The sequence below is a fragment of the Kitasatospora sp. NPDC001095 genome (genome assembly GCF_053598615.1).
Genome location: NZ_JBSFKQ010000024.1, coordinates 37105 through 58098 on the forward strand (window position 1 = coordinate 37105; position 20994 = coordinate 58098).

The 20994-nt window shown below is 75.4% G+C and carries 18 protein-coding genes; 7 read left to right on the forward strand and 11 right to left on the reverse strand.

Features of this window, described 5'->3' with window-relative positions; genetic code table 11:
• Positions 1 to 37: 37 nt before the first annotated feature.
• Entirely contained in the window at positions 38 to 1837 is a 1800-nt protein-coding gene (locus ACWDBB_RS20690) for a hypothetical protein (RefSeq protein ID WP_449790996.1), read from the reverse strand.
• Between the two features lie 243 nt (positions 1838 to 2080).
• Complete coding sequence (locus ACWDBB_RS20695) at positions 2081 to 2833, reverse strand: hypothetical protein (RefSeq protein ID WP_449790997.1); 753 nt, start codon at positions 2831 to 2833, stop codon at positions 2081 to 2083.
• Positions 2834 to 2995: 162 nt separating this feature from the next.
• Between ACWDBB_RS20695 and ACWDBB_RS20700 the strand changes: the two genes are divergently transcribed.
• Together ACWDBB_RS20700 and ACWDBB_RS20705 are read left to right on the forward strand one after the other, a co-directional pair.
• Positions 2996 to 3550, forward strand: coding sequence for a SigE family RNA polymerase sigma factor (locus tag ACWDBB_RS20700; RefSeq protein WP_449790998.1), 555 nt, complete (start codon positions 2996 to 2998; stop codon positions 3548 to 3550).
• Positions 3551 to 3607: 57 nt separating this feature from the next.
• Positions 3608 to 4588, forward strand: a complete 981-nt coding sequence (locus ACWDBB_RS20705; protein ID WP_449790999.1) for a hypothetical protein — start codon at positions 3608 to 3610, stop codon at positions 4586 to 4588.
• 7 nt (positions 4589 to 4595) lie between these two features.
• Here the strand turns inward: ACWDBB_RS20705 and ACWDBB_RS20710 are convergent, their stop codons facing one another.
• From ACWDBB_RS20710 to ACWDBB_RS20745, 8 genes are all read right to left on the reverse strand, one after another.
• Positions 4596 to 5387, reverse strand: a complete 792-nt coding sequence (locus ACWDBB_RS20710; RefSeq protein WP_224283786.1) for a type III pantothenate kinase — start codon at positions 5385 to 5387, stop codon at positions 4596 to 4598.
• 48 nt (positions 5388 to 5435) lie between these two features.
• The gene (nadC, locus tag ACWDBB_RS20715) at positions 5436 to 6398 is read right to left on the reverse strand and encodes a carboxylating nicotinate-nucleotide diphosphorylase (protein WP_449791000.1); all 963 of its coding nucleotides are present in this window, start codon (positions 6396 to 6398) and stop codon (positions 5436 to 5438) included.
• Positions 6399 to 6402: 4 nt separating this feature from the next.
• The gene (locus ACWDBB_RS20720; protein ID WP_449791001.1) at positions 6403 to 8073 is read right to left on the reverse strand and encodes an L-aspartate oxidase; all 1671 of its coding nucleotides are present in this window, start codon (positions 8071 to 8073) and stop codon (positions 6403 to 6405) included.
• 15 nt (positions 8074 to 8088) lie between these two features.
• Entirely contained in the window at positions 8089 to 8538 is a 450-nt protein-coding gene (gene panD / locus ACWDBB_RS20725; RefSeq protein ID WP_392867777.1) for an aspartate 1-decarboxylase, read from the reverse strand.
• Between the two features lie 68 nt (positions 8539 to 8606).
• Positions 8607 to 9512: a pantoate--beta-alanine ligase gene (gene panC / locus ACWDBB_RS20730; RefSeq protein ID WP_449791002.1), complete on the reverse strand. Its 906-nt coding sequence runs from the start codon at positions 9510 to 9512 to the stop codon at positions 8607 to 8609.
• Positions 9513 to 10448: a Rossmann-like and DUF2520 domain-containing protein gene (locus ACWDBB_RS20735; RefSeq protein WP_449791003.1), complete on the reverse strand. Its 936-nt coding sequence runs from the start codon at positions 10446 to 10448 to the stop codon at positions 9513 to 9515.
• Between the two features lie 100 nt (positions 10449 to 10548).
• Positions 10549 to 11238 (reverse strand): response regulator, encoded by a 690-nt coding sequence (locus tag ACWDBB_RS20740; RefSeq protein ID WP_392867770.1) that lies wholly within the window; start codon positions 11236 to 11238, stop codon positions 10549 to 10551.
• A 36-nt stretch (positions 11239 to 11274) separates the two neighbouring features.
• The gene (locus tag ACWDBB_RS20745) at positions 11275 to 12507 is read right to left on the reverse strand and encodes a sensor histidine kinase (protein ID WP_449791004.1); all 1233 of its coding nucleotides are present in this window, start codon (positions 12505 to 12507) and stop codon (positions 11275 to 11277) included.
• A gap of 129 nt (positions 12508 to 12636) precedes the next feature.
• On the opposite strand from ACWDBB_RS20745, the gene ACWDBB_RS20750 reads away from it, so the two are divergent.
• Both ACWDBB_RS20750 and ACWDBB_RS20755 read left to right on the forward strand, forming a co-directional pair.
• Positions 12637 to 13653 (forward strand): SAM-dependent methyltransferase, encoded by a 1017-nt coding sequence (locus ACWDBB_RS20750; protein WP_449791005.1) that lies wholly within the window; start codon positions 12637 to 12639, stop codon positions 13651 to 13653.
• Entirely contained in the window at positions 13650 to 14819 is a 1170-nt protein-coding gene (locus ACWDBB_RS20755) for an NADH-quinone oxidoreductase subunit D (RefSeq protein ID WP_449791006.1), read from the forward strand. Before ACWDBB_RS20750 ends, ACWDBB_RS20755 begins: the two co-directional genes overlap by 4 nt.
• A 77-nt stretch (positions 14820 to 14896) precedes the next feature.
• On the opposite strand, the gene ACWDBB_RS20760 is transcribed toward ACWDBB_RS20755, so the two are convergent.
• Positions 14897 to 15718 carry a hypothetical protein gene (locus ACWDBB_RS20760; RefSeq protein ID WP_449791047.1) on the reverse strand — a complete coding sequence of 274 codons (822 nt, stop codon included), beginning with the start codon at positions 15716 to 15718 and terminating at the stop codon, positions 14897 to 14899.
• 328 nt (positions 15719 to 16046) lie between these two features.
• Here ACWDBB_RS20760 and ACWDBB_RS20765 point away from each other — a divergent pair, with 328 nt between their 5' ends.
• The 3 genes from ACWDBB_RS20765 to ACWDBB_RS20775 all read left to right on the forward strand — a co-directional run bounded on the left by ACWDBB_RS20765 (position 16047) and on the right by ACWDBB_RS20775 (position 20868).
• Positions 16047 to 16517 (forward strand): hypothetical protein, encoded by a 471-nt coding sequence (locus tag ACWDBB_RS20765; RefSeq protein ID WP_449791007.1) that lies wholly within the window; start codon positions 16047 to 16049, stop codon positions 16515 to 16517.
• 105 nt (positions 16518 to 16622) lie between these two features.
• Complete coding sequence (locus ACWDBB_RS20770; RefSeq protein WP_449791008.1) at positions 16623 to 19379, forward strand: toxin glutamine deamidase domain-containing protein; 2757 nt, start codon at positions 16623 to 16625, stop codon at positions 19377 to 19379.
• Positions 19380 to 19575: 196 nt separating this feature from the next.
• Positions 19576 to 20868 carry an SUKH-4 family immunity protein gene (locus ACWDBB_RS20775; RefSeq protein ID WP_449791009.1) on the forward strand — a complete coding sequence of 431 codons (1293 nt, stop codon included), beginning with the start codon at positions 19576 to 19578 and terminating at the stop codon, positions 20866 to 20868.
• Positions 20869 to 20994 lie beyond the last annotated feature (126 nt).

Consider the following 20994-nt stretch of genomic DNA (forward strand, 5'->3'; position numbering starts at 1 on the left):
GAGACCGCGACGGCGGTCTCCCCTCGGTGCGGCGGGGTCAGCCGTCGCGGCGGGCCCGGAGCCGGCGGGCGGTGACCAGACCGGCGGTGCCGAGCAGCACGGCGGCGGCACTCGTCGCGGCCAGCGGGAGGGCGGCGGAGGTTCCGGTGCTGGCCAGGCTGCCGCCGGTGGCCCGGTCGGCGCCGGAGCCGGTGCGCACGGTGGAGCCGGAGCGGGTGCCGCCGGTGCCCGGGTCGGCCTGCGCGTCGGGACCGGCGGAGTCCCTGCCGGTGAGGCCGGCCGGGACGACCGTGCCGGTCGGCGCGGGGGAGGGCTCGGTGACGGGCGCCTCGGTGGGCGCCCCGGTGGGGGTCGGGGCGGGCGTGCCGCCGGTGCCGGGCGTGCTGCCAGGGGCGGCCCGCAGGTCCACCTTCAGCAGGTCGTTGGCGGGGTTGTGGTCCCAGCCCATGACAGCGCTGGGGTGGCCCGGCTCGTACTCGCTGGTCATGTTCTGCAGGGAGACCGTCGCGGTCAGCTCGCCGGTGCCCTCGGGGACGGAGAGGGTCAGCTTGTGGGAGTTGGTGGCGCCCGCCGGGATGAAGAAGTCGCCCAGTCCGTCGCAGGAGAACTTGTTGAGCGGCTTGTCGGACTTCTGGCCGAGCACGTAGTCGTTCGGCCGGCAGGTCGCGGGCAGGCCGGTGACGGTGACCCCCTCCGGGAACTGCACGGTGAGGTTGGGCGCGGCCTCGCCGCCGCTGCGGTCCATGACCGAGGCCGGACCGTTGTTGACGGCCCCGAGGGTGAAGGTACCGGTGGTGCCGGAGGCGTCCGGAGCCCAGGAGCCGTTCACCGCGAAGTCGGCGCTGTTGTCGGCGAGGACCTCCTGCTCGGTGGAGTAGGCGTTGATGTCGAGACCGTCCGGGATCCCCTCACCGGAGGTCTTCACCAGGGTGGCGGGAGCGCCCGTGCCGCGCTGGAACGACAGCTGCCGGCGCAGGTCCGCGGCGCCGCTGCCGTACATGCCCTCGGCGGGGAAGACGGAGTAGCCGGCGAAGGCGTAGCGGGCGTCCGCGCCCACGGTGAGGTCGAGGCCGTTCAGCTTGACGGCCTGGCCGGGGGCGATCTCGCCGTCGACGGTGCAGATGCCGTGCACGGTGGGCATCGGGCGGCCGAAGCCGCGGCCCGCCCAGTCGCCCTTGTCCTTCGCGTACTCGCAGTTGGAGGGCCAGGTGGCCACGTCGAGGCCGGGGGTCAGGTAGACCTCGACGACCGCCCGCCGGGCCGCGGACTCGCCGTGGTTGGCGAACTCGAGGGTCGACGGGAGCGTGCTGCCGACCTTGACGCCGAGCTGCTCCGAGGGCGCCTTGGTGCGGAAGCCGGCGCCGCCGATCTCCACCGGGATGTCGGCCTCGCCGGTCTCGGCGCCGGGTGCGCTGAGGGTGGCGTGGACGGTCCCGGTGGAGCCGGGGCGGACTCCCGCGACGGCACTCAGCCACGGGTGGTTGGTGATGTTGATGTTCTCCAGGTCGAGGCGCCAGAGGTCGCAGGTGATCACCTTGCCCGCGGTGGCGCAGCCCGGGACGCTGAGCGTGGCCAGCCCGTCGATGCCGGTGGTGTCGAACGCGAGCTTGACGCCGTTCACGACGCCGGTGCCGGTCCGGCCGATCCGCAGGTGGATGTTCTCGCCGAACTGGGGCTGGGGGGCCGGCTGGGTCGAGATCTGGATCGTGCCGGTCGGGAAGATCCTGAGCTGGGTGCCGGCGGCGTGCGCCGGGAGGGCCGCGGTGCCGGCGGCCAGGGCGGCCACGACCGTGGCCGTGCCCGCGCCGAGGAACCGGCGCGTGCGAGTCGAGTGCATGTGAATCCCCCGCGAATGGAGTGATGAGGATCCGCACCCTAGGGATCGTCGAACGTCCGTCAACCCGGTTGATCCGTCATCAATTCGCCCAGGTCGGGACCGAACGGCCTGGTCAGCGGGGGAAGTTATGAAGACGTGACCGGCGGCGGCCGGCGGGACGACGGCATTGTCGACACATGGACCGGCATGCGGACGGAGGGGAGACCGCGACGGGCGGTCTCCCCTCCGGGGGGTGCGGTCGGCTCAGCCGGTGCCGGTGGCGAGTTCGACGTCCTCCGTGTCCTCGGGGGTCCGGTCGGTCGGCGGGGCCGGTCGGGTGGGGGGCTTGGGGCGGCGGCCGAACAGTTCGGCGGGGGTGGGCATCCGGTGCGGACGGGGCGGCGGGTTCGTCGCGGCGGCGGGCTGCTCCGGGCGGGAGTCGGTGCTGCTCATGGGGATCCGTCCTCCTACAGGGGTGGGGTGACTGTTCGGCGGTGCGGCGGGGCTCGGTACGGCCACCAGGTGGCGGGGCGCCCCGGTGTGGAGCGCGAGCCGCTCGCGGACGGCGGCCTCGGCCAGCGCGTGGCAGCGCCCGGCGAGCCGGGAGCGGCGGGCCCGCTCGCCCTGGCCGCAGGGCTGGCGGGTCAGTCCGCGCAGCGCGGTGAGGTCCTCGGGGCCGGGCAGGTATCCGTCGGTCACCGCCTCCTCCAGCCGCTGCAGATAGCCGGGGGCGCTGCCGGGCAGGGCGGAGCGGTAGCGTCCGAGGTCGGCGAGCAGGAAGGCGCGCAGCCGCCCGCCCTCCTGGACGGCCTCGTCGATCGCCTCGGTCAGGCGCAGGGCGTCCTGGACGTCCTCCGCCCACAGTTCGGCGCCCGGCCCGGCGAACGCCGGCCGGTCGGGCCCCTGGAGGTGGACGGGGACGGCGGGGTGCAGGGCTTGGGCGAGGGCGCGGCGCAGCACGCGGACTTCGTCGGCGCTGAAGGCCATGCCGCCGCGCGATCCGTGTGGCGTAGGCATGGGCTGACACTACGTGAGGAATATCCGATTTGTCGGTAACGTCGCGCCGAACCACCCACGTTCGGCCCGGCGAAGAAGCCTTTCGCCGCCACCTGTAACGCCGTCGGGGGGCCACCTGGTCATCCAGGTGTCAGGGGAGAACGAGCGAGGGGGCCGGGCAGGATGCAACCGGACGGTCAGGGGAAGGCGGCCCGGGGCGGGCGGCGGGACGAGGAATTCCAGGCCTTCGCAGCCGCCCGCGCCAGACCGCTCTACCGGTCGGCCTGCCTGCTCACCGGCGGGGACACCCACCTCGCCGAGGACCTGGTGCAGGAGGCGCTCGGGCGGGTCTACGCCCAGTGGCACCGCACCTCGTGGTTCGGGGCCAAGCGCCGGATCGACAACCCGACCGGGTACGCGCACACCGTGCTGGTCCGGGCCTTCCTCTCGCACCGCGGCCGCCGCTCCAGCGGCGAGCGGCCGGTCGACGAGGTGCCGGACGGCGCGGCCCCGCAGGGGGACCCGGACCTGCGGCTGGCCCTGGTGGACGCGCTCGGACGGCTCGCGCCCCGCGACCGGGCCGTACTGGTCCTGCGCTACTGGGAGGACCGCAGCGTCGAGGAGACCGCGGCCGTCCTGCGGCTCACCCCGGGCGCCGTCCGGACCCAGTCCCACCGCGCGCTCGGCCGGATCCGGACGGTGCTCGGCGACGGCATCGGCGAACTGGCCGGGCGCTGAAGCCGCAGGGCCGCCCGTTCGTCACGTCAACTCATATGGTAGAGAGGTTGGTTCAGCATGTCCGCAGAGCACGACTTGCCCGACGAGCGGTTCGAGCGGGCCTTCGCCGAGGCCCTCGGCCGGGCCGGCGGGGCCTACGACACCGACGGCACCCGGCTGGTCGACACCGGCTGGTCGTACGGCCGCCGGCTGCGCCGCCGGCGGCGGGTGGGCACCGCGGCGGGCGCCGCCGCCCTGGCCCTGGCCGGGGTGGGCGGCGCCGCGCTCGGTGGCCTGCTGCCCGGGCCGGGCGCGGCGGTGGTCGGCGCGGCGTCGGGCGGTACGGCGTCGAGCCACCCGTCCGCCGCCCCGGTCTCCGGCCCCGAGTTCCTGCGGATGCTCACCGAACTGCTGCCGCAGGGGGCGGTGACGGTGGGCGAGGCCCGGGGCGCCGAGGGCGGCAGCCCGCAGCTGCGGCTGGTGCTGGACGACGGCCACGGCCCGGTGCAGTACCTGTTCTGGATCATCGAATTCGGGGGCAAGGGGGCCGACATGGACTGCCCGGCCGGCGTGCCGACCGAGCTGCCGGCCGGGCAGCCGACCGCGGACGCCTGCTCCTCGTCGGTCCTTCCGGACGGCACCCGGCTGACCGTCTACCAGGCCGGCACGCGCAGCGGCGAGCCGGAGGGGTCGAAGGCCTGGTCCGCCAAGCTGGCCGGGGACGGCTACCAGATGATGCTCCAGGAGTGGAACCGCAAGCCGTTGGAACAGGGCGCCCCGATCACCCGGGCCGACCCGCCGCTGACGCCGGAGCAGCTCGCCGCGGTGGTGAAGGACCCGCGCTGGAAGGAGGTCGCGACGGCGATCAAGGACTCGCGGGCGGGGAAGCCGACCCCGGGAGCGGCCCTCCCGCTGTCGTCGCCGTCCGGGATGACCCTCCGGCCGGCTCCTCCCCTGCCCCTCCCCGGGGAGTCCGCGTGGAGCGGCATCGTGTACCCCTACGCGGGGCCGGCGTCGGGACCGGTCACGCTGCCCGCCTTCCCGGCCCCCGGAAGCTGAGCGCCGCTCAGCCGGCGGCGGGCCGGTTGCGCTCGTACACCAGGCGCAGGCCGATCAGGGTCAGCCAGGGCTCGTGCACGTCGATGGTGGTGGCCTCGCCGAGGACGAGCGGGGCGAGACCGCCGGTGGCGATCACCTGGACGTCGTCCGGGTCCTTGGCGAGCTCCCGGGCCATCCGCTCGACCAGGCCGTCGACCTGGCCGGCGAAGCCGTAGAGGATGCCGGACTGCATCCCCTCGACGGTGTTCTTGCCGATCACGTTGCGCGGGCGGGCCAGCTCGATCTTGCGCAGCTGGGCGCCGCGGACGCCGAGCGCCTCGACCGAGATCTCGATGCCGGGGGCGATCGCCCCGCCGACGTAGTCGCCGCGCGCGTTGACGGCGTCGAAGGTGGTCGCGGTGCCGAAGTCGACCACGATGCACGGGCCGCCGTACAGGTGGTTGGCGGCCAGTGCGTTGACGATCCGGTCGGCGCCGACCTCCTTGGGGTTGTCCATCAGGACGTGCACCCCGGTCTTCACGCCGGGCTCCACGATCACCGCGGGGACGTCGCCGTAGTAGCGGCGGGTCACCTCGCGGAGCTCGTGGAGCACGGCGGGGACGGACGAGCAGATCGCCAGGCCCTCCACCGCGGCCTCCCGGACCGCGGTGTGGTTGCCCATCAACCCCTGCAGCAGCACCGCCAGTTCATCGGCCGTGCGGCGCGGATCGGTGGAGATCCGCCAGTGTTCCACCACGTCCTCGCCGTCGAACAGGCCGAGCGTGGTCTGGGTGTTGCCGACGTCGATGGTGAGGAGCATGGGGCGCTTTCTGCGAGTCGGGACGGGTCTGTGCTCGACCGCTGACGGTCAGGCGCGCAGGTCCAGGCCGATGTCCAGGATCGGCGAGGAGTGGGTGAGCGCGCCCACGGCCAGGTAGTCGACACCAGTCTGGGCGACCTCGCGCGCGCTGGCCAGGGTCAGTCCGCCGGAGGCCTCCAGCTTCGCCCGGCCGGCCACCAGCGCCACGGCCTCCTTCAGCTGACCGACGGTGAAGTTGTCCAGCAGGATCAGGTCCGCCCCGGCCTCCAGCACCGGCGGGATCTGCTCCAGGGTGTCCACCTCGACCTCGACCGGCAGCTCCGGGTACGCGGCCCGGACGGCCCGGAAGGCCTCGGCCACGCCGCCGGCCGCGACCACGTGGTTGTCCTTCACCAGCGCGGCGTCCGAGAGCGCCATCCGGTGGTTGGCCCCGCCGCCGCAGCGCACCGCGAACTTCTCCAGCGCGCGCAGGCCAGGGGTGGTCTTGCGGGTGTCCCGGACCACCGCGCCGGTGCCCTCCAGGGCGTCCGCCCAGGCGCGGGTCGCGGTGGCGATGCCGGACAGGTGGCAGAGCAGGTTGAGCGCGCTGCGCTCGGCGGTCAGCAGGTCGCGGGTGCGCGAGCGGACGGAGAGCAGCACCTGGCCGGCCTCCACCCGGTCGCCGTCCTCGACGTGCCGCTCGACCTCGAACTCCTCCTCGCAGATCAGCGAGACGACCGCCTCGGCGACCCGCAGGCCGGCCACCACGCCGGCCTGGCGGGCGGTGAAGTCGGCGGTCGCGACGGCCTCGGCGGGCACGGTCGCCACCGAGGTGACGTCCTCGCCGCCGGCCAGGTCCTCGGCCAGCGCCAGGGTGGCGATGTCCTCGACCTCGACCGGGTCCAGCCCGGCCTGCTCCAGCAACTCGGCCAGCTGCGGGTCCAGGCCGGTCTCGTAGCCCTCGCCGTCCCCGCAGGCGCAGCCGTCGCCGCAGCCGCCGGCCATCGGGAGTTCCTCGTGGGAGTGGGTCATGGTTCTACTGCTCCTCAGGGGTGCTGACCGGGCCGCCGGCGGCGGCGAGGGTGGTGATCAGGTGGCGCCGCCAGTGGGCGTCGTCGCGCTCGGGGAAGTCCTCGCGCCAGTGGCAGCCGCGGGTCTCCGCGCGCTGCGCGGCGGCCGCGACCAGGGAGGTGGCGACCAGCAGCAGGTTGGCGGCCTCCCAGGTCTCCACCCGGGGGTCGGCCGGCTTCTCCTCCGAGACGTGCGCGTACGCCTGCTCGGCGATCAGGGCGAGGCCGGCCGCGGCGTCGGCCATCGAGGCGGCCGAGCGCAGCACGCCCGCTCCGCGCGACATCAGCCGCTGGATCTCGGCGCGCGCCTCGGAGGCGGGCAGCGGGACGGCGTGCGCCGACCGGGCGGCCTCGACGTCCACGGTGCGCTCGGGAAGTTCGCCGGCCCCGTGCCGCGCGGCCAGGTCGGCGGCGATCCGCTCGGCGAAGACCAGGCCCTCCAGCAGCGAGTTGGAGGCCAGCCGGTTGGCGCCGTGCACCCCGGTGCAGGCGACCTCGCCGCAGGCGTACAGGCCGGGGACGCTGGTGCGGCCGTGCGGGTCGGTGCGCACGCCGCCGGAGGCGTAGTGCGCGGCCGGCGCGACCGGGATCGGCTCGGTGACCGGGTCGATGCCGTGGGCGCGGCAGGAGGCGAGGATGGTCGGGAAGCGGCGCTCCCACATCTCGGCGCCGAAGTGCCGTCCGTCCAGGAACATGTGCTCGGCGCCCTGCTCCTGCATGCGCCGGGTGATCGCCTTGGCGACGATGTCGCGCGGGGCCAGTTCGGCCAGCTCGTGCTGCCCGAGCATGAACCGGACGCCGTCCGCGTCCACCAGGTGGGCGCCCTCGCCGCGCACGGCCTCGGAGACCAGCGGCTGCTGGCCCTCGGCCTCCGGGCCGAGCCAGAGCACGGTCGGGTGGAACTGGACGAACTCCAGGTCGGTGACGGCGGCGCCGGCCCGCAGCGCGAGCGCCACGCCGTCGCCGGTGGAGACCGCCGGGTTGGTGGTGGCCGAGAAGACCTGGCCCATGCCGCCGGTGGCGAGCACCACCGCGCGGGCCCGGACGGCGCCGACGCCGTCGCGCGCGCCCTCGCCCATCACGTGCAGGGTGAGCCCGGCGGCGTGGCCCTCGGCGTCGGTCAGCAGGTCGAGCACCAGCGCGTGCTCGATCAGCTCGATGGCCGGGTCGGTGCGGACGGCGGCGACCAGGGCGCGCGATATCTCGGCGCCGGTCGCGTCCCCGCCCGCGTGCGCGATCCGGTTGCGGTGGTGGCCGCCCTCGCGGGTCAGCAGGATCTCGCCGGCCGCGCCGCGGTCGAAGGCGGCGCCGACCGCGATCAGCCGGCGGACGGCGTCCGGGCCCTCGGTGACCAGGGTGCGCACGGCCTCCTCGTCGCAGAGCCCGGCGCCGGCCACCAGGGTGTCGTCCAGGTGCTGTTCGGGGGTGTCCCCCTCGCCCAGGGCGGCCGCGATGCCGCCCTGGGCCCAGCGGGTGGAGCCGTCGTCCAGCATCGCCTTGGTGACCACCATGGCCCGCAGGCCGGCCTTGCGGACGTTGAGCGCGACGGTGAGACCGGCGACCCCGGAGCCGACCACGACCACGTCGGTGGTGGCGGTCCAGCCGGGGGCCGGGGCGGTGAGGCGGTGCGTGGACATGGGTGGGTGGCTCCTTCAGCGCGAGGCGGCGTCGGCCGCGCCGTTGCCGTCACCGTACGCCCTGTCCCCCCGGAGCAGCCCGGTGCCCTCCTGGGCCTCGGCGGCGTCCCCGCCCAGGCCGGTGATCCGGTTCCGCTCGTCCACGAAGACGATCCTCGGCTCGTAGCCCTTGGCCTCGGCCGTGTCCATCTGCCCGTAGGCGATGAGTATGACGAGGTCGCCGGGGTGGACGAGGCGGGCGGCGGCGCCGTTGATGCCGATCACGCCGGAGCCGCGCGGGCCGGCGATGGTGTACGTCTCCAGCCGGGCGCCGTTGTTGATGTCGACGATGTGGACCAGCTCGCCGGGGAGCAGGTCGGCGGCGTCGAGCAGGTCCTCGTCCACCGTGACGGATCCCACGTAGTGCAGGTCGGCCTGGGTCACGGTGGCCCGGTGGATCTTGGACTTGAGCATGGTGCGGAGCATTGCGGGTCACGCCTCCTGTGAGTGCATGCCTGAAGGGGGGTGTTGCTGCGGGTGTCGCTGCCGGTGTCTCAGCGAACGATGATGCGGACGTTGTCGATCAGGCGGGTCGGGCCCACCTTCGCGGCGACGGCCAGCACCGCCTCGCCCTGGAAGTCGTCCGCCGCCTCCGAGAAGTCGTGCGGGTCGATCAGGGCGAGGTAGTCCAGGGTGACGCCCTCGGCGCCGTCCAGGGCGGCCGAGGCGGCCTCGCGGACGGCCTTCGGGCCCTGCGCGGCGGCGTCCCGGCCGGCGAACAGGGCCCTGGACAGGGCGAGCGCGTGGGCGCGCTCCTCCGCCGAGAGGTAGCGGTTGCGCGAGGACAGCGCCAGGCCGTCCTCCTCGCGGACGGTCGGCACGCCGACGATCTCGACGTCGAAGTCCAGGTCGGCGACCATCCGCTGGATGATCGCCAGCTGCTGGGCGTCCTTCTCGCCGAAGAACGCGAAGTCCGGGTCGGTGATGTGCAGCAGCTTGGCGACCACGGTCAGCACGCCGTCGAAGTGGCCGGGCCGGGTGGCGCCCTCGTAGCGCTCGCCCATCGGGCCGGCCACCAGGCGCACCTGCGGTTCGCCGTTCGGGTAGACCTCCTCGACGGACGGCGCGAAGACCACGTCGGCGCCGTTCTCCTCGGCCAGCCGCACGTCCTCGTCGAGGCTGCGCGGGTAGCGCTCCAGGTCCTCGCCCGCGCCGAACTGGAGCGGGTTGACGAAGACCGTCACCGCGACCCGGCCGTCCCGGCCGACCTGCTTGCGGGCAGCCCGGATCAGCGCGGCGTGGCCCTCGTGCAGCGCGCCCATGGTCATCACGACGGCGTTGTCCACCGGCTGCTCGTCCGGCCAGAACGCAGCCTCGAATTCGTCCACGGTGCGGGTGACGACGGCCCGGTGGACCTTCGGCGTCCGCTGGGGCTTGTTCGACTGCTTACCGCGTGCCATCTAGGGCTTCTCCTCGTTCAGTACGTCCAGCAGCGCCGCCGCCGACGTTTCGTCGATCGTCCCGTTGGCGAGCGCCCGCTGTGCGGTGGCGCGGGCCATCGCACGGTAGGCCGCCGGGATGTCCGGGGACACCGTACTGAGCTGCGTCAGGTGGCGCCGTACGGTGCCCGAGTCGCCCCGGGCGACCGGACCGGTGAGGGCCGCGTCGCCGGAGCGCAGGCTGTTGTCCAGGGCGGCGCCCAGCAGCGGGCCGAGCATCCGGCCCGGCTCGGCGACGCCGGCCGTGCGCAGCAGGTCCATCGCCTGGGCGACCAGGGTGACCAGGTGGTTCGAGCCGTGGGCGAGGGCGGTGTGGTAGAGCGGGCGGACCTCCTCGGGCACCCACTCGGGCTCGCCGCCCATCTCCACCACCAGGGCCTCGGCGACCGGCCGCAGCTCCTCGGGGGCGGTCACGCCGAACGGGCAGCCGGCCAGCCGGGCCAGGTCCACCGAGGTGCCGGTGAAGGTCATCGCCGGGTGCAGGGCCAGCGGCAGCGCCCCGGCCCGGGTGGCGGGCTCCAGGATGCCGACGCCGTGCGCGCCGGAGGTGTGCACCAGCAGCTGCCCGGGGCGGACGGCGCCGGTGGCGGCGAGGCCGCCCACCAGGTCGGCCAGCGCGTCGTCCGGGACGGTCAGCAGCACCAGGTCGGCGGCGGCCAGGACCTGCGGCGGGGTGACGATCCGCACGCCCGGCAGCAGCGCCTCGGCGCGGCGGCGGGAGACGGCGGACACCCCGGAGGCGGCGACCACGGTGTGCCCGGCGAGCTGGAGCGCCGCGCCCAGCGCGGGGCCCACCCGGCCGGTGCCGACCACGCCGACGGCCAGCCGGGCGGGCCGGTTGCCGGGGTCACCGGGGTCGCCGAACGGGGCGAACTCGCTGAAGTCGGACGAACTCATGTCCACCCTTGTCCTGAATGACCGTTCCGGTCCGCGACGGGTACCGGACGTACCGCCCCAGTGTACGGGCGCCGCCGCGGCCCGCCCGGGCCCGAGGTGGCTAGTCCGCGGCCCCGGCCCGGATCAGCCCGGCCTCGTACGCCAGGACCACGGCCTGGACCCGGTCGCGCAGGCCCAGCTTGGCCAGGATCCGGCCGACGTGGGTCTTCACGGTGGCCTCCGAGAGCACCAGCCGGGCCGCGATCTCGCCGTTCGACAGGCCCTGGGCGACCAGCAGGAACACCTCCCGCTCGCGCTCCGTCAGCGGGCCGAGGGCGTCGGAGCCGGGCGCGCTCTGCGGGGTGGGCAGCACCTCGGCGAAGCGGTCGATCATCCGGCGGGTGGTGGTCGGGGCGACCACCGCGTCCCCGCCGTGCACCGCGCGGATCGCGGCCACCAGCTCGGTCGGCGGGACGTCCTTGAGGAGGAAGCCGCTGGCGCCGGCCTTGAGCGCGGCGAAGGCGTACTCGTCCAGGTCGAAGGTGGTGAGGATGAGCACGTGCGGGGCGTTCGGCAGCGGGCTGCCGTCCTCGGCCAGGCAGATCCGGCGGGTCGCCTGCACGCCGTCCAGCCGCGGCATCCGGACGTCCATCAGGATCACGTCCACCTCGGTGTGACGCAGCTTCTCCAGGGCCTGCGCGCCGTCGCCCGCCTCGGCGGAGATCTCGATGTCGCCCTGTGACTGGAGGATCATCCGGAAACCGGTGCGCAGCAGTTCCTGGTCGTCGACGAGCATCACGCGGATGGTCAAGGTGGGACTCCTTGGAGGGGTGGACGGCGGACTGGGCTAGTGGGCCGCCTTGAGCGGCAGGACGGCGCGGATCCGGAAGCCGCCGCCGGGGCGGGGGCCCACGTCGAGGCTGCCGCTGACCATGCCGACGCGTTCGCGCATGCCGATCAGGCCGTGGCCGAGGCCGTCCGCGCCGCCGGCGGCCAGGTGCTCGTCGGTGCTGCCGCGCCCGTCGTCCTCCACCAGGACGGCCAGCTCGCGCTCGCCGAAGTCGACCGCGACCCGGGCGTGCACGTCGGGGCCGCCGTGCTTGCGGACGTTGGTGAGCGCCTCCTGGACGATCCGGTAGACGGTCAGCTCGACGCCGCGCGGCAGCTCGCGCGGCTGCCCGGAGGTGGCGTAGTCCACGTCGAGCCCGGCCGTGCGGACCTGCTCCAGCAGCTCCGGCAGCTCCTCGACGCCCGGCTGCGGCACGTACTCCTCGGCCTTGGTGTCGGCGGTGCGCAGCACGCCCAGCAGCCGGCGCATCTCGACCAGTGCCTGGCGGCCGGTGGAGGCGATCGTGCTGAGCGCCTCCTTCGCCTGCTGCGGGGAGTTGTCCAGGACGTACGCGGCGCCGTCGGCCTGGACGATCATCACCGAGACGTTGTGGGCGACCACGTCGTGCAGCTCGCGGGCGATCCGGGCCCGCTCGGCGGCGACCGCCACCTTGGACTGGGCGTCCCGCTCGCGCTCCAGCCGGGCGGCGCGGTCCTCCAGCTCGGTCAGGTAGGCGCGGCGGACCCGGGTCAGCCGGCCCCAGGCCCAGCAGAGGATGAACGGCGTGCTCATCAGCAGCGTGATCATCGCCGCCTCGCCGAAGCCGTACGGGCGGGTGTGGGCGTCGCCGGCCCCGTCGAAGACCGTCTTCACCGGCTTCATCTGCCAGAACACCAGCGGCCCGGCGGACAGGCCGGCCGCCAGGGCCAGTCGGGAGGTCCACTTGTGGCCGAAGGCGGCGCCCGTGTAGCCGAAGACCAGGTAGGCGATCGAGGAGAAGCCCGGTGCGACGCCCGCGATCACCTGGCCGACGCCGACGCAGGTGGCGGCGACCACCGTGAGGTCGGGGAAGCGCCGCCGGAAGACCATCAGCAGCGGCAGCAGCACCGCGAGCGCGATCGAGGCGTCGAAGCGCCAGCCCTCGTCGACGTTGGCCCCGTTCGGGAGCAGGCCGAAGAACAGCACGATCGCCGCCCAGGCGGCGTCGACCACCATGGGGTGACGGCGGAGCCAGGCGTTGAGTCGATGCACGTGTCCAGCGTAGGCAGTCGCCCGGTGTGCCAAGGTCCGCCAGTAGGGCGATCCGCCCTACTCCGTAGGTCGGAGAAGCACCTGATCCGATTGGGAGGGTCCTTCCCCCGCCGGGTAGCGTCCGGCCCCATGACTTGGATGCGGTGGGCGCCCGCCATGGAACAGGCCCTGTACGACCCCGGGCAGGGGTTCTACCGCAGGCCGGAGGGCCCGGCCGGGCACTTCCGCACCTCCGTGCACGCCTCACCGAGGTTCGCCCGGGCGGTGGCCCGGCTGCTGCTGGAGGTTGACGAGGCCCTCGGCCGTCCGGAGGAGCTGGCCCTGGTCGACATGGGGGCCGGGCGGGGCGAACTGCTCACCGGGGTCCTGGCCGAACTGCCCGCGCCGGTGCTGGCGCGGCTGCGCCCGTACGGCGTGGAGATCGCCGGGCGTCCGGCCGGCCTGCCGCCCACAGCCCTGTGGACGGACGAGCCGCCGCGCGGGGTGACCGGGCTGCTGTTCGCCAACGAGTGGCTGGACAACGTCCCGCTGGACGCCGGCGAGGTGGACGAGGACGGGGTGCTGCGCTACCTCGAGGTGGACACCGGGACCGGCGAACAGCGCCTCGGCGAGCCGGTCTCGGCGGCCGACGCGGCCTGGGCCGGCCGCTGGTGGCCGGCCGCGGAGCCCGGCGAGGTGGTGGAGTTCGGCGCTCCCCGCGACGCCGCCTGGGCGCGGGCCGTGGCCGGGCTGGAGCGCGGGCTGGCCGTCGCCGTCGACTACGGGCACACCGCCGGGCGGCGCCCGCCGTTCGGCACGTACGCGGGCTTCCGGGACGGCCGGGAGGTGGCCCCGGTGCCGGACGGCTCCTGCGACGTCACCGCGCACGTCGCGCTGGACTCCGCCGCCGTGCCCGGTCTCCACAGCCTGTGGACAACCCAGCGGGAGGCGTTGCGCGCGCTCGGCGTGAGTGGCGAGCGCCCGGCGCTCGCGCTGGCCTCCAGCGACCCGGCCGGCTACCTGCGGGCGCTCGGTGGGGCGGGGGAGGGGGCCGAGCTGACCGACCCGGGCGGCCTCGGCGCCTTCGGGTGGCTGGTGCAGGCCGTCCGCATGCCGGAACCGGTGAGCTTGGCGGGCCTGCCGGGATGGCAGACTCTGGGGGCATGAGGGAGACCACGGTCGGCATCGGGGCGGGAGCCGAGAACTTCACCGGCGCGGCGGGCACCACCGACATGGTGCTCAACATCGGCCCGCAGCACCCGGCCACCCACGGCGTGCTGCGGCTGCGGATGCTGCTCGACGGCGAGCGCATCGTGAGCGCCGAGCCGGTGATCGGCTACATGCACCGGGGCGCCGAGAAGCTGTTCGAGGCCCGCGACTACCGGCAGATCATCATGCTGGCCAACCGGCACGACTGGCTCTCCGCCTTCTCCAACGAACTCGGCGTCGTCATGGCCGTCGAGCGGATGCTCGGCATGGAGGTCCCCGAGCGGGCGGTGTGGATCCGCACCCTGCTCGCCGAACTCAACCGGGTGCTCAACCACCTGATGTTCCTCGGCTCGTACCCGCTGGAGCTGGGCGGGATCACCCCCGTCTTCCACGCCTTCAACGGCCGCGAGGACCTCCAGCACGTGCTGGAGGAGGCCTCCGGCGGCCGGATGCACTACATGTTCAACCGGGTCGGCGGCCTCAAGGAGGACCTGCCGGCCGGCTGGCTCGGCCGGGTCCGCACCGCCGTCGCCACCGTGCGCTCGCAGCTGCCGGTCTTCGAGGACCTCGTCCTCGGCAACGAGATCTTCCGCGCCCGCACCGCCGGCGTCGGCGTCCTCACCCGGGCGCAGGCCGAGGCGTACGGCGTCAGCGGCCCGATCGCCCGGGCCAGCGGCCTGGACCTCGACCTGCGCCGCGACGAGCCGTACCTCGCGTACGGCTCCGAGGAACTGCGGCAGGTGCTCACCGTGGTCACCCGCGAGGAGGGCGACTGCCTGGCCCGCTTCGAGTGCCTGCTGGAGCAGACCCTCAACTCGCTGGACCTCGCCGACGCCTGCCTCGACAAGCTCGCCGCGCTGCCGCCCGGCCCGGTCAACCAGCGGCTTCCCAAGGTGCTCAAGGCACCCGAGGGCAGCACCTACGCGTGGACCGAGAACCCGCTCGGGATCAACGGCTACTACCTGGTCTCGCGCGGCGACAAGACGCCGTGGCGGCTCAAGCTGCGCTCGGCGTCCTTCAACAACATCCAGGCGCTGACCGAGCTGCTGCCGGGGACGCTGGTCGCGGACATGGTGGCGATCCTGGGGTCGATGTTCTTCGTGGTCGGGGACATCGACAAGTAGGGCCCCGGCCCCGGCCTCGGGTTTCCGGGCTCCGGCCGACCAGGACGTCCGGTGGGCCGGACGCCCTGGGACCCCCGTCAGGCCTTCTTGGGCTTCTTGACCGGGTCGGCCGGGTGGGGGGCCACCTTGCGGTCGCCCTTGGTGGCGATCCGCTCCTCGCACAGCCGGGCCAGCACCTCGTAGCCGGCCCTGCCCATCAGCTCGGTGAGCTCGGGGCGGTAGCTGACGTACACCGGCTCCGCGCCCTGGTGGGCCGCCGGGGCGCCGGTGCACCACCAGTGCAGGTCGTGGCCGCCCGGGCCCCAGCCGCGGCGGTCGTACTCGCCGATCGACACCTGGAGGTAACGGGTGTCGTCGGGGCGGTCGATCCAGTCGTAGGTGCGGCGGATCGGCAGCTGCCAGCAGACGTCCGGCTTGGTCTCCAGCGGCTCGCGGCCCTCCTTGAGCGCGAGCGAGTGCAGGGCGCAGCCGGCGCCGCCCGCGAAGTCCGGGCTGTTCACGAAGATGCAGGCGCCGCCGACCCGGCGGGTCTGGCGGTCGCCGTCCTCGTCCAGCATGGTGATGCCGCCGTCGGACCTGATCCGGCCCTCGGCGTCGGTGCCCTCGGCGAAGTTCTCCCACAGCTCGGGGGTCAGCCGGGCCGCGTGCCCCAGGACGCGCTGCTCGTCGTCCTCGTCCGAGTAGTGCGCGCCCAGCGTGCAGCAGCCGTCCGACTCGCCCCGGCCCTCGCGGATGCCGTGGCAGCCCTGGCCGAAGACGCAGGACCAGCGGGAGGTCAGCCAGGTGAGGTCGCAGCGGAAGACCTGCTCCTCGTCGGCGGGGTCGGCGAACTCGACCCAGGCGCGGGGGAAGTCGAGCGGGACCTCGTCGCGCGGGATCTCGCGGCGCAGGGTCGGCATCGCGAGGTCGACGGGGGCGGGGGAGGCCTTGGGCTTCGCCTTGGCCTTCTTCTTGGACGTTTCTGCTGGTGCCACTCAGCAAGGGTAGAGCTTTCGGGGGTGGTGGCGCGGTGGCGGGACCGGTCGCGGTTCCGGGGGTGCTTCCGGCGGCGGTACCGGGGGCGGTTCCGCGGGCGGGGCGGATGGCGGGGCGGATGGCGGCCCCCGGCCGTGGGGACGTCGGGGTGAAGGCGGGGTGAAGAGGTCCGGCGGGGCGTGCGGTCGGGCCCGGCGGCGTGCCTAGGATGGCGGCCGGTCCGCTACGGGCCCGCTACGGGGAGGTACGGGGATGGCAGGCGGCAGCACCGGGGCGTCCGGCCGCGCGGGTGGGGAGTTCGTCCTCAGGCCGTGGGAACTGCACGGTGAGGGGCGGGAGTTCGAGAAGCTCGGCGGCGAACTGGCGAAGGCCGTCACCGCCCTGGAGGAGGGGCTCGCCGCGATCGGCGCGCCCTGGGGCGCGGACCAGCCGGGCAGCGGATTCGCCACCGTGTACGGGCAGGCGCGCGGCGAACTCGTCGGCGGGCTGCGGGGGTTGGCCGGTCGGGTGACCGGGGTCGGGGCCGGGCTGCACACGATGGCCGCGCGGACGGCGGACACGGACAGCTCGGCGGCGAGCGGGTTCGGGGCCACCGCGGTGCCGGTGGGCCCGGGGGTGTCGGCTGGTTCGGGGGTGTCGGCGGTGACGTCCGCGGTGTACTCGACGTTGCCCGAGGCAACCCCGGGGGCCGTTCCCGTCGTCCCCGGGGACAAGTCGGTCTGACCGATCCGGCTCCAGGACGGACCGGCTCCAGGACGGACCGGCTCCGGGACGGAGCGGTCCGAGACGGACCGGTTCGAAGGCGGACCGGCTCGAAGGGGGAAGCGCGTGTCCAGGAAACTGCCCGAGGAACTGGCCCCGGTGCTGGCCAGGACCGGCCAGCAGTGGCCGCAGGCCGACGAGGAGGGCCTGCGCAAGGCCGCCGGGGTCTGGCGTGAGTTCGGCAAGGAGGCCGACCGGCTCACCCGGCGCTGCGGCGAGTCCGTCCGGCGGGTCACCGCCGACAACTCCGGCCACGCGGTCGAGGCCTTCGGCGCGTACTGGCAGGGCTTCAGCGGCGGCGGCAGGGGCCACCTGGACGACGCGCACAGCGCGGTCGGGCTGGTCGCCGGTGCCTTCGACACCGCCGCGCGGGCCGTGGACACCTGCAAGGCCGAGATCATCGCGACCCTGCGGCAGCTCGCCGCCGAGCTCCAGCAGGCCGAGGAGCAGGCGGCCAAGGCCAGGGAGGCGGCCGGCCGGGCAGCCGCGGCGGTCGACGGCGACCCGACGAAGAGCGGGGTGGTCGGCGGACTGGAGACCACCGTCGGCGGCCTCGCCACCAAGCTGAAGAACGCCGCCGCCGAGCAGGTCGCGGCGGGGGTGGCGGCCGTCGCCGTCGAGGCCGCCGCGCTGAAGATCGGCGGACTGCTCGCCGAACTCGGCCGCGCCATGAAGGACGGCCTGTCCGGCGCGCTCAAGGAGCCCGCCGCCGTCGCCCTGCTGAAGCTCGGCACCGCGCAGGGCACGGGGATCACCGCCGCCTCGTACCGCGCCGGCGCGTTCGACCCGCTCGCCGCCGGACTGCCCGCCGCCCTCGGCGAACCCGGCGTGCTCGGCGCGGACGGCTCCGGGCTGGTCCTGCTCGCCGGGAAGGACGGCAAGCCGCTGGTCGGCGTACCCGGGCTCACGGTCAAGGTGGACGAGCACGGCAAGCCGGTCCTCGGCCCGGACGGGCAGCCCGTCATCCTGCGCGCCGACGGCACGCCGGTGGCCGACGCCGCCGGGCTGCTGGTCGTCCCCGGGCCGGACGGGAAGCCGGTGGTCGGGGTCGCGGACCTGGCCGTCCGGCTGGACGAGCACGGGCGGCCGGTGCTCACCGACGAGGACGGCAAGGCGGTCCGCGGGGTGCCGATCGCCGGGCTCACGCCCGGGGCGGACGGGCCGGGTTGCGACAAGCCCGGCAGCGACAGGCCGTCGGCGGGTGGGACGCCCGACGGGCCGGCGGATCCGAAGGTGCCGGGGGCCGTGACGGTGGCCTCGGTCGCGGTGGCGGACCCGGGGGCGGTGGTCGGCGGGCCGGATGTGGCGGTGGCGGCGGGCGCTTCGGCGGGTGCGGGCTCGGGTCCGGGTGCGGGCTCGGGTGCGGTGGCGGCTGGGGGCGGGGGTGGCCTCTGGGGCTCGGCGGGACAGCACCGGGCGGCGGGCGGCGGTGGCGGCGGTAACTCGGTGCCGTCGGTGCCGTCCGGTGCCGCTCCGGTCCGGCAGGGCGGCGGGTCGGTGGGCTGGTCGGACGGGGACTACCCGCTCCAGGCACCCGCGGCCTCCTCGCACGGCAGTGCGGTCGGGGGCGGTGGCGGCGGGCCGGTGACCGTACGGACGGACTCGGTGAGTGCGCCGGTCGCGCCCGTCACGGCGCCGTCCGCCGGCGGTCCCTCGCACGGCCCGGCACCGGAGGCCCCGCCGACGGTCCGGCCGGTCGCGGCGCCCGGGCAGTTCGCGGCCCCGGCGTACGGCGGCGGGTACGGCGGGTACCCGGTGCCCGGGCCGGTCGGCACCGTCGGGCCCGGGCCGCTGGCGGGCAGCGGCGGCGGGCCCGTGAACGTGGCGGCTCCGTTCGGCAGCGGCGTCGGGGCGGGCGCGTCCGGCAGCCCTGGTGGTGTGGTGGGTGGTGTGGCGGGCGGCGGTACGGCCGTCGGCGGGCCGCAGCCCGGCGCTCCGGGGGCCAGGACCCCGGCCGGCGCCGCGCCGAACCCGGTCGTCGGACCGCCGGTCCACGCCGCCCCGCCGCCTCCGGCCGCACCCCCGATCGTCGGGACCACCCCGGTGATCGGCCGGCCCGAGCCGCACCCGGGGGAGGCCCGGCGGCGGGAGAACGCGGCGGGCCTCGCCGACCCCACCCTCGCCTGGGGCGCGGTGCCGGTCGCGACCGCCCACGCGATGGCCCTCCAACTCGCGCTGCGGGCACGGCGCGGAGCCCAGCCGCAGGACCCGGCGGTCCGGCCGCGCAGCATCACCGACAGCCGACCGTACGGCCTGCCGGGCGGGCTCGGGCCGGTCGACCCGGAGCACCAGGCCGAGGTCGAACGCCGCATGCCCCGGGATGAGGACGGCCTGCCCGTCCGCCACCCCGACCCGGCGGTCGGCGGCTGGGCGGAGGTCGTCAACGACGGCGGCCACCGCGAGCCGGGCCGGGCCAACAACAGCCTGGAGATCGCCCTCTCGGCGGTCGAGTGCTACACCGGCCGCCCGACCTGCGCGGCCCCGCGCATCCCCACCGAGGGCGACGCCGGCGAACGCGGCGGCCGCGACCGCGCGGAACGCGAACTCGGCGCCCGCTTCCGGGACCTGGGCGACGGCGGCCCGGCCTTCGACCGCCTCGCCGACGACCTCCGCCGCGCCGGCCACGGCTCCCAGGCCGTACTGCTCACCCTCGACGCCTACGGCCGCCCGCACGCCTGGAACGCCGTCAACCACCAGGACACCGTCACCTACCTCGACCACCAACTCGCCCGCCAGGCCCCCATCCCCCTCCACCCCGCCACCCACGGCCTCTGGGCCATCGCCCTCACCCCCGAAGGCCGCCCCCTCACCCCCACCCCCTGACCCGCCCCCACCGGTAAGCCGCCCCCGACTCCCCGCGCCCCCACCCCGGCGGGAACCACGAGATCGGTGTCTCCCTTGATCAGGGTGTCCACCTGATCCATGACACTCCCACTTCTCGCGCAGGAGGTGGTGATGGGGGCGTAGGGTCGCGGGTCAGGTCGGGATGGGGCTGGGAGTGGACGGACGGGGTGGTCGGGTGATTGCGCGGGCGCAGGCGGTGGAGGCGGGGCACCGGTGGATCAACGGGGATCTGCCGCAGGGGGCCGGGGCGGTGCGGCGGGTGTGCACCCATGAGTTCGAGCTCGGCTGGGTGGTGTGGGCCGAGCCCGCCCGGGTGGTGGTGGATCCGCGGACAGGGGAGCGGCGGGCGCCCGAGGAGGTGGGGGCGGCCTGCGCCGTGGTGGACCGGGAGAGCGGACGGTTCACGGTGTGGCCCTCGGTGCCGGTGGACGAAGTGGTCGGGCTGTACCGGGACTTCGTCGGCGCGGGCGGCTACGACCCGACCCTCCCGCCCGCGACCGGCCGGGGTGCCCGGGCCGAGCTGACCTACCGGGACGGCACCGGCGAGGAGCGGTCGCTGGCCCTGCGTTCCGCGGCGGGCCTGCCGCACCCGGCACTGCGCGGCTGGTGGTGGCTGCGCGAGCAGGGCATCGCCGCCGGGGACGTGCTGGCCGTCCGGACCGACCTGCGGCCGAGCGCCCTGCCCGGCGGCTACTGGTCGTACGCGCTGGCCGCCGAACTGCCCCACGCCCGGATCGACTTCGAGCTCCCGTACGGCCCGCGCTTCGACCACCGGGCCGCCGCCGTACGGGCGCTGCCCGCGTCGCCGGACGGTCCGGCCCGCAACCGGGTGCCCTTCCCCCGCACGGTGCGCCCCGCACCCGACGAGCCCGACGCGGCGCTCGCCGCCCGGCTCGCGGAGCGGTTCGGCCCGGCGGGCGTCCAGCGCTTCGAGCCGGCCGACGTCGCCCGCGCCGAGCTGCCCGGGGACGCGGCCGCGCTGCTGCTGACGGTGGGCGTCCCGATGGCCGTGCCGGGGTTCTTCGCCCTGCACCACCCCGGGCCGGACGCGATCGTCGACGGCACCCGCCAGGGCGGCGTCCTGCCCCCGCTCGCCGGGCACCTGGCCGAGCTGGGCCGCGGCACCAGGGTGGCCGAGCGGGAGCGCCTGGCGCTCGCCGGGCAGCTGCTGCTGGGGACGGACGGCTGGGCGCTGCTGGCCCTCGACCCGGTGGCCGGAGCCGTCCGGGCGGTGGACCCGGACTACGCGACCGCCCGCCACTGCAACGCCGACCTGCGCGCCTTCGTCCGCTGCCTGGAGGTGTTCGCCGGCTGGTGGCCCGCTCTGCGCGGGCTCGACCCGGTGGCCGCCGGCGGGGCGGTGGACGCCCTGCAGCTGGCGCTGGCGGCGGTGGACGGCACGGTCTTCGCGGACCCGGAGAACTGGTGGGCCGTCATCGTGGAGCAGCTGTGGGACGGACTGCTGTGAGGGACGGACTGTGAGGGACGGCCCGCTGTGAGGGGCGCCCGGGGCCGGCGGCCCCCCGCTCCGCCGCCCGCCGACCGGTCCCGGACCAGCGCGACTACCGTCACACCCCCGCTCGGCGGCTCCCGG

What these genes read in the sequence shown, in the direction of transcription:
- ACWDBB_RS20700 (WP_449790998.1), top strand. Translation starts at nt 2,996, where the DNA reads ATGCAACCGGACGGTCAGGGGAAGGCGGCCCGGGGCGGGCGGCGGGAC.
- ACWDBB_RS20760 (WP_449791047.1), bottom strand. Translation starts at nt 15,718, where the DNA reads ATGCCGACCCTGCGCCGCGAGATCCCGCGCGACGAGGTCCCGCTCGAC.
- ACWDBB_RS20750 (WP_449791005.1), top strand. Translation starts at nt 12,637, where the DNA reads ATGACTTGGATGCGGTGGGCGCCCGCCATGGAACAGGCCCTGTACGAC.
- ACWDBB_RS20690 (WP_449790996.1), bottom strand. Translation starts at nt 1,837, where the DNA reads ATGCACTCGACTCGCACGCGCCGGTTCCTCGGCGCGGGCACGGCCACG.
- ACWDBB_RS20755 (WP_449791006.1), top strand. Translation starts at nt 13,650, where the DNA reads ATGAGGGAGACCACGGTCGGCATCGGGGCGGGAGCCGAGAACTTCACC.
- panD (WP_392867777.1), bottom strand. Translation starts at nt 8,538, where the DNA reads ATGCTCCGCACCATGCTCAAGTCCAAGATCCACCGGGCCACCGTGACC.
- ACWDBB_RS20695 (WP_449790997.1), bottom strand. Translation starts at nt 2,833, where the DNA reads ATGCCTACGCCACACGGATCGCGCGGCGGCATGGCCTTCAGCGCCGAC.
- ACWDBB_RS20720 (WP_449791001.1), bottom strand. Translation starts at nt 8,073, where the DNA reads ATGTCCACGCACCGCCTCACCGCCCCGGCCCCCGGCTGGACCGCCACC.
- ACWDBB_RS20735 (WP_449791003.1), bottom strand. Translation starts at nt 10,448, where the DNA reads ATGAGTTCGTCCGACTTCAGCGAGTTCGCCCCGTTCGGCGACCCCGGT.
- nadC (WP_449791000.1), bottom strand. Translation starts at nt 6,398, where the DNA reads ATGACCCACTCCCACGAGGAACTCCCGATGGCCGGCGGCTGCGGCGAC.
- panC (WP_449791002.1), bottom strand. Translation starts at nt 9,512, where the DNA reads ATGGCACGCGGTAAGCAGTCGAACAAGCCCCAGCGGACGCCGAAGGTC.
- ACWDBB_RS20705 (WP_449790999.1), top strand. Translation starts at nt 3,608, where the DNA reads ATGTCCGCAGAGCACGACTTGCCCGACGAGCGGTTCGAGCGGGCCTTC.
- ACWDBB_RS20710 (WP_224283786.1), bottom strand. Translation starts at nt 5,387, where the DNA reads ATGCTCCTCACCATCGACGTCGGCAACACCCAGACCACGCTCGGCCTG.
- ACWDBB_RS20765 (WP_449791007.1), top strand. Translation starts at nt 16,047, where the DNA reads ATGGCAGGCGGCAGCACCGGGGCGTCCGGCCGCGCGGGTGGGGAGTTC.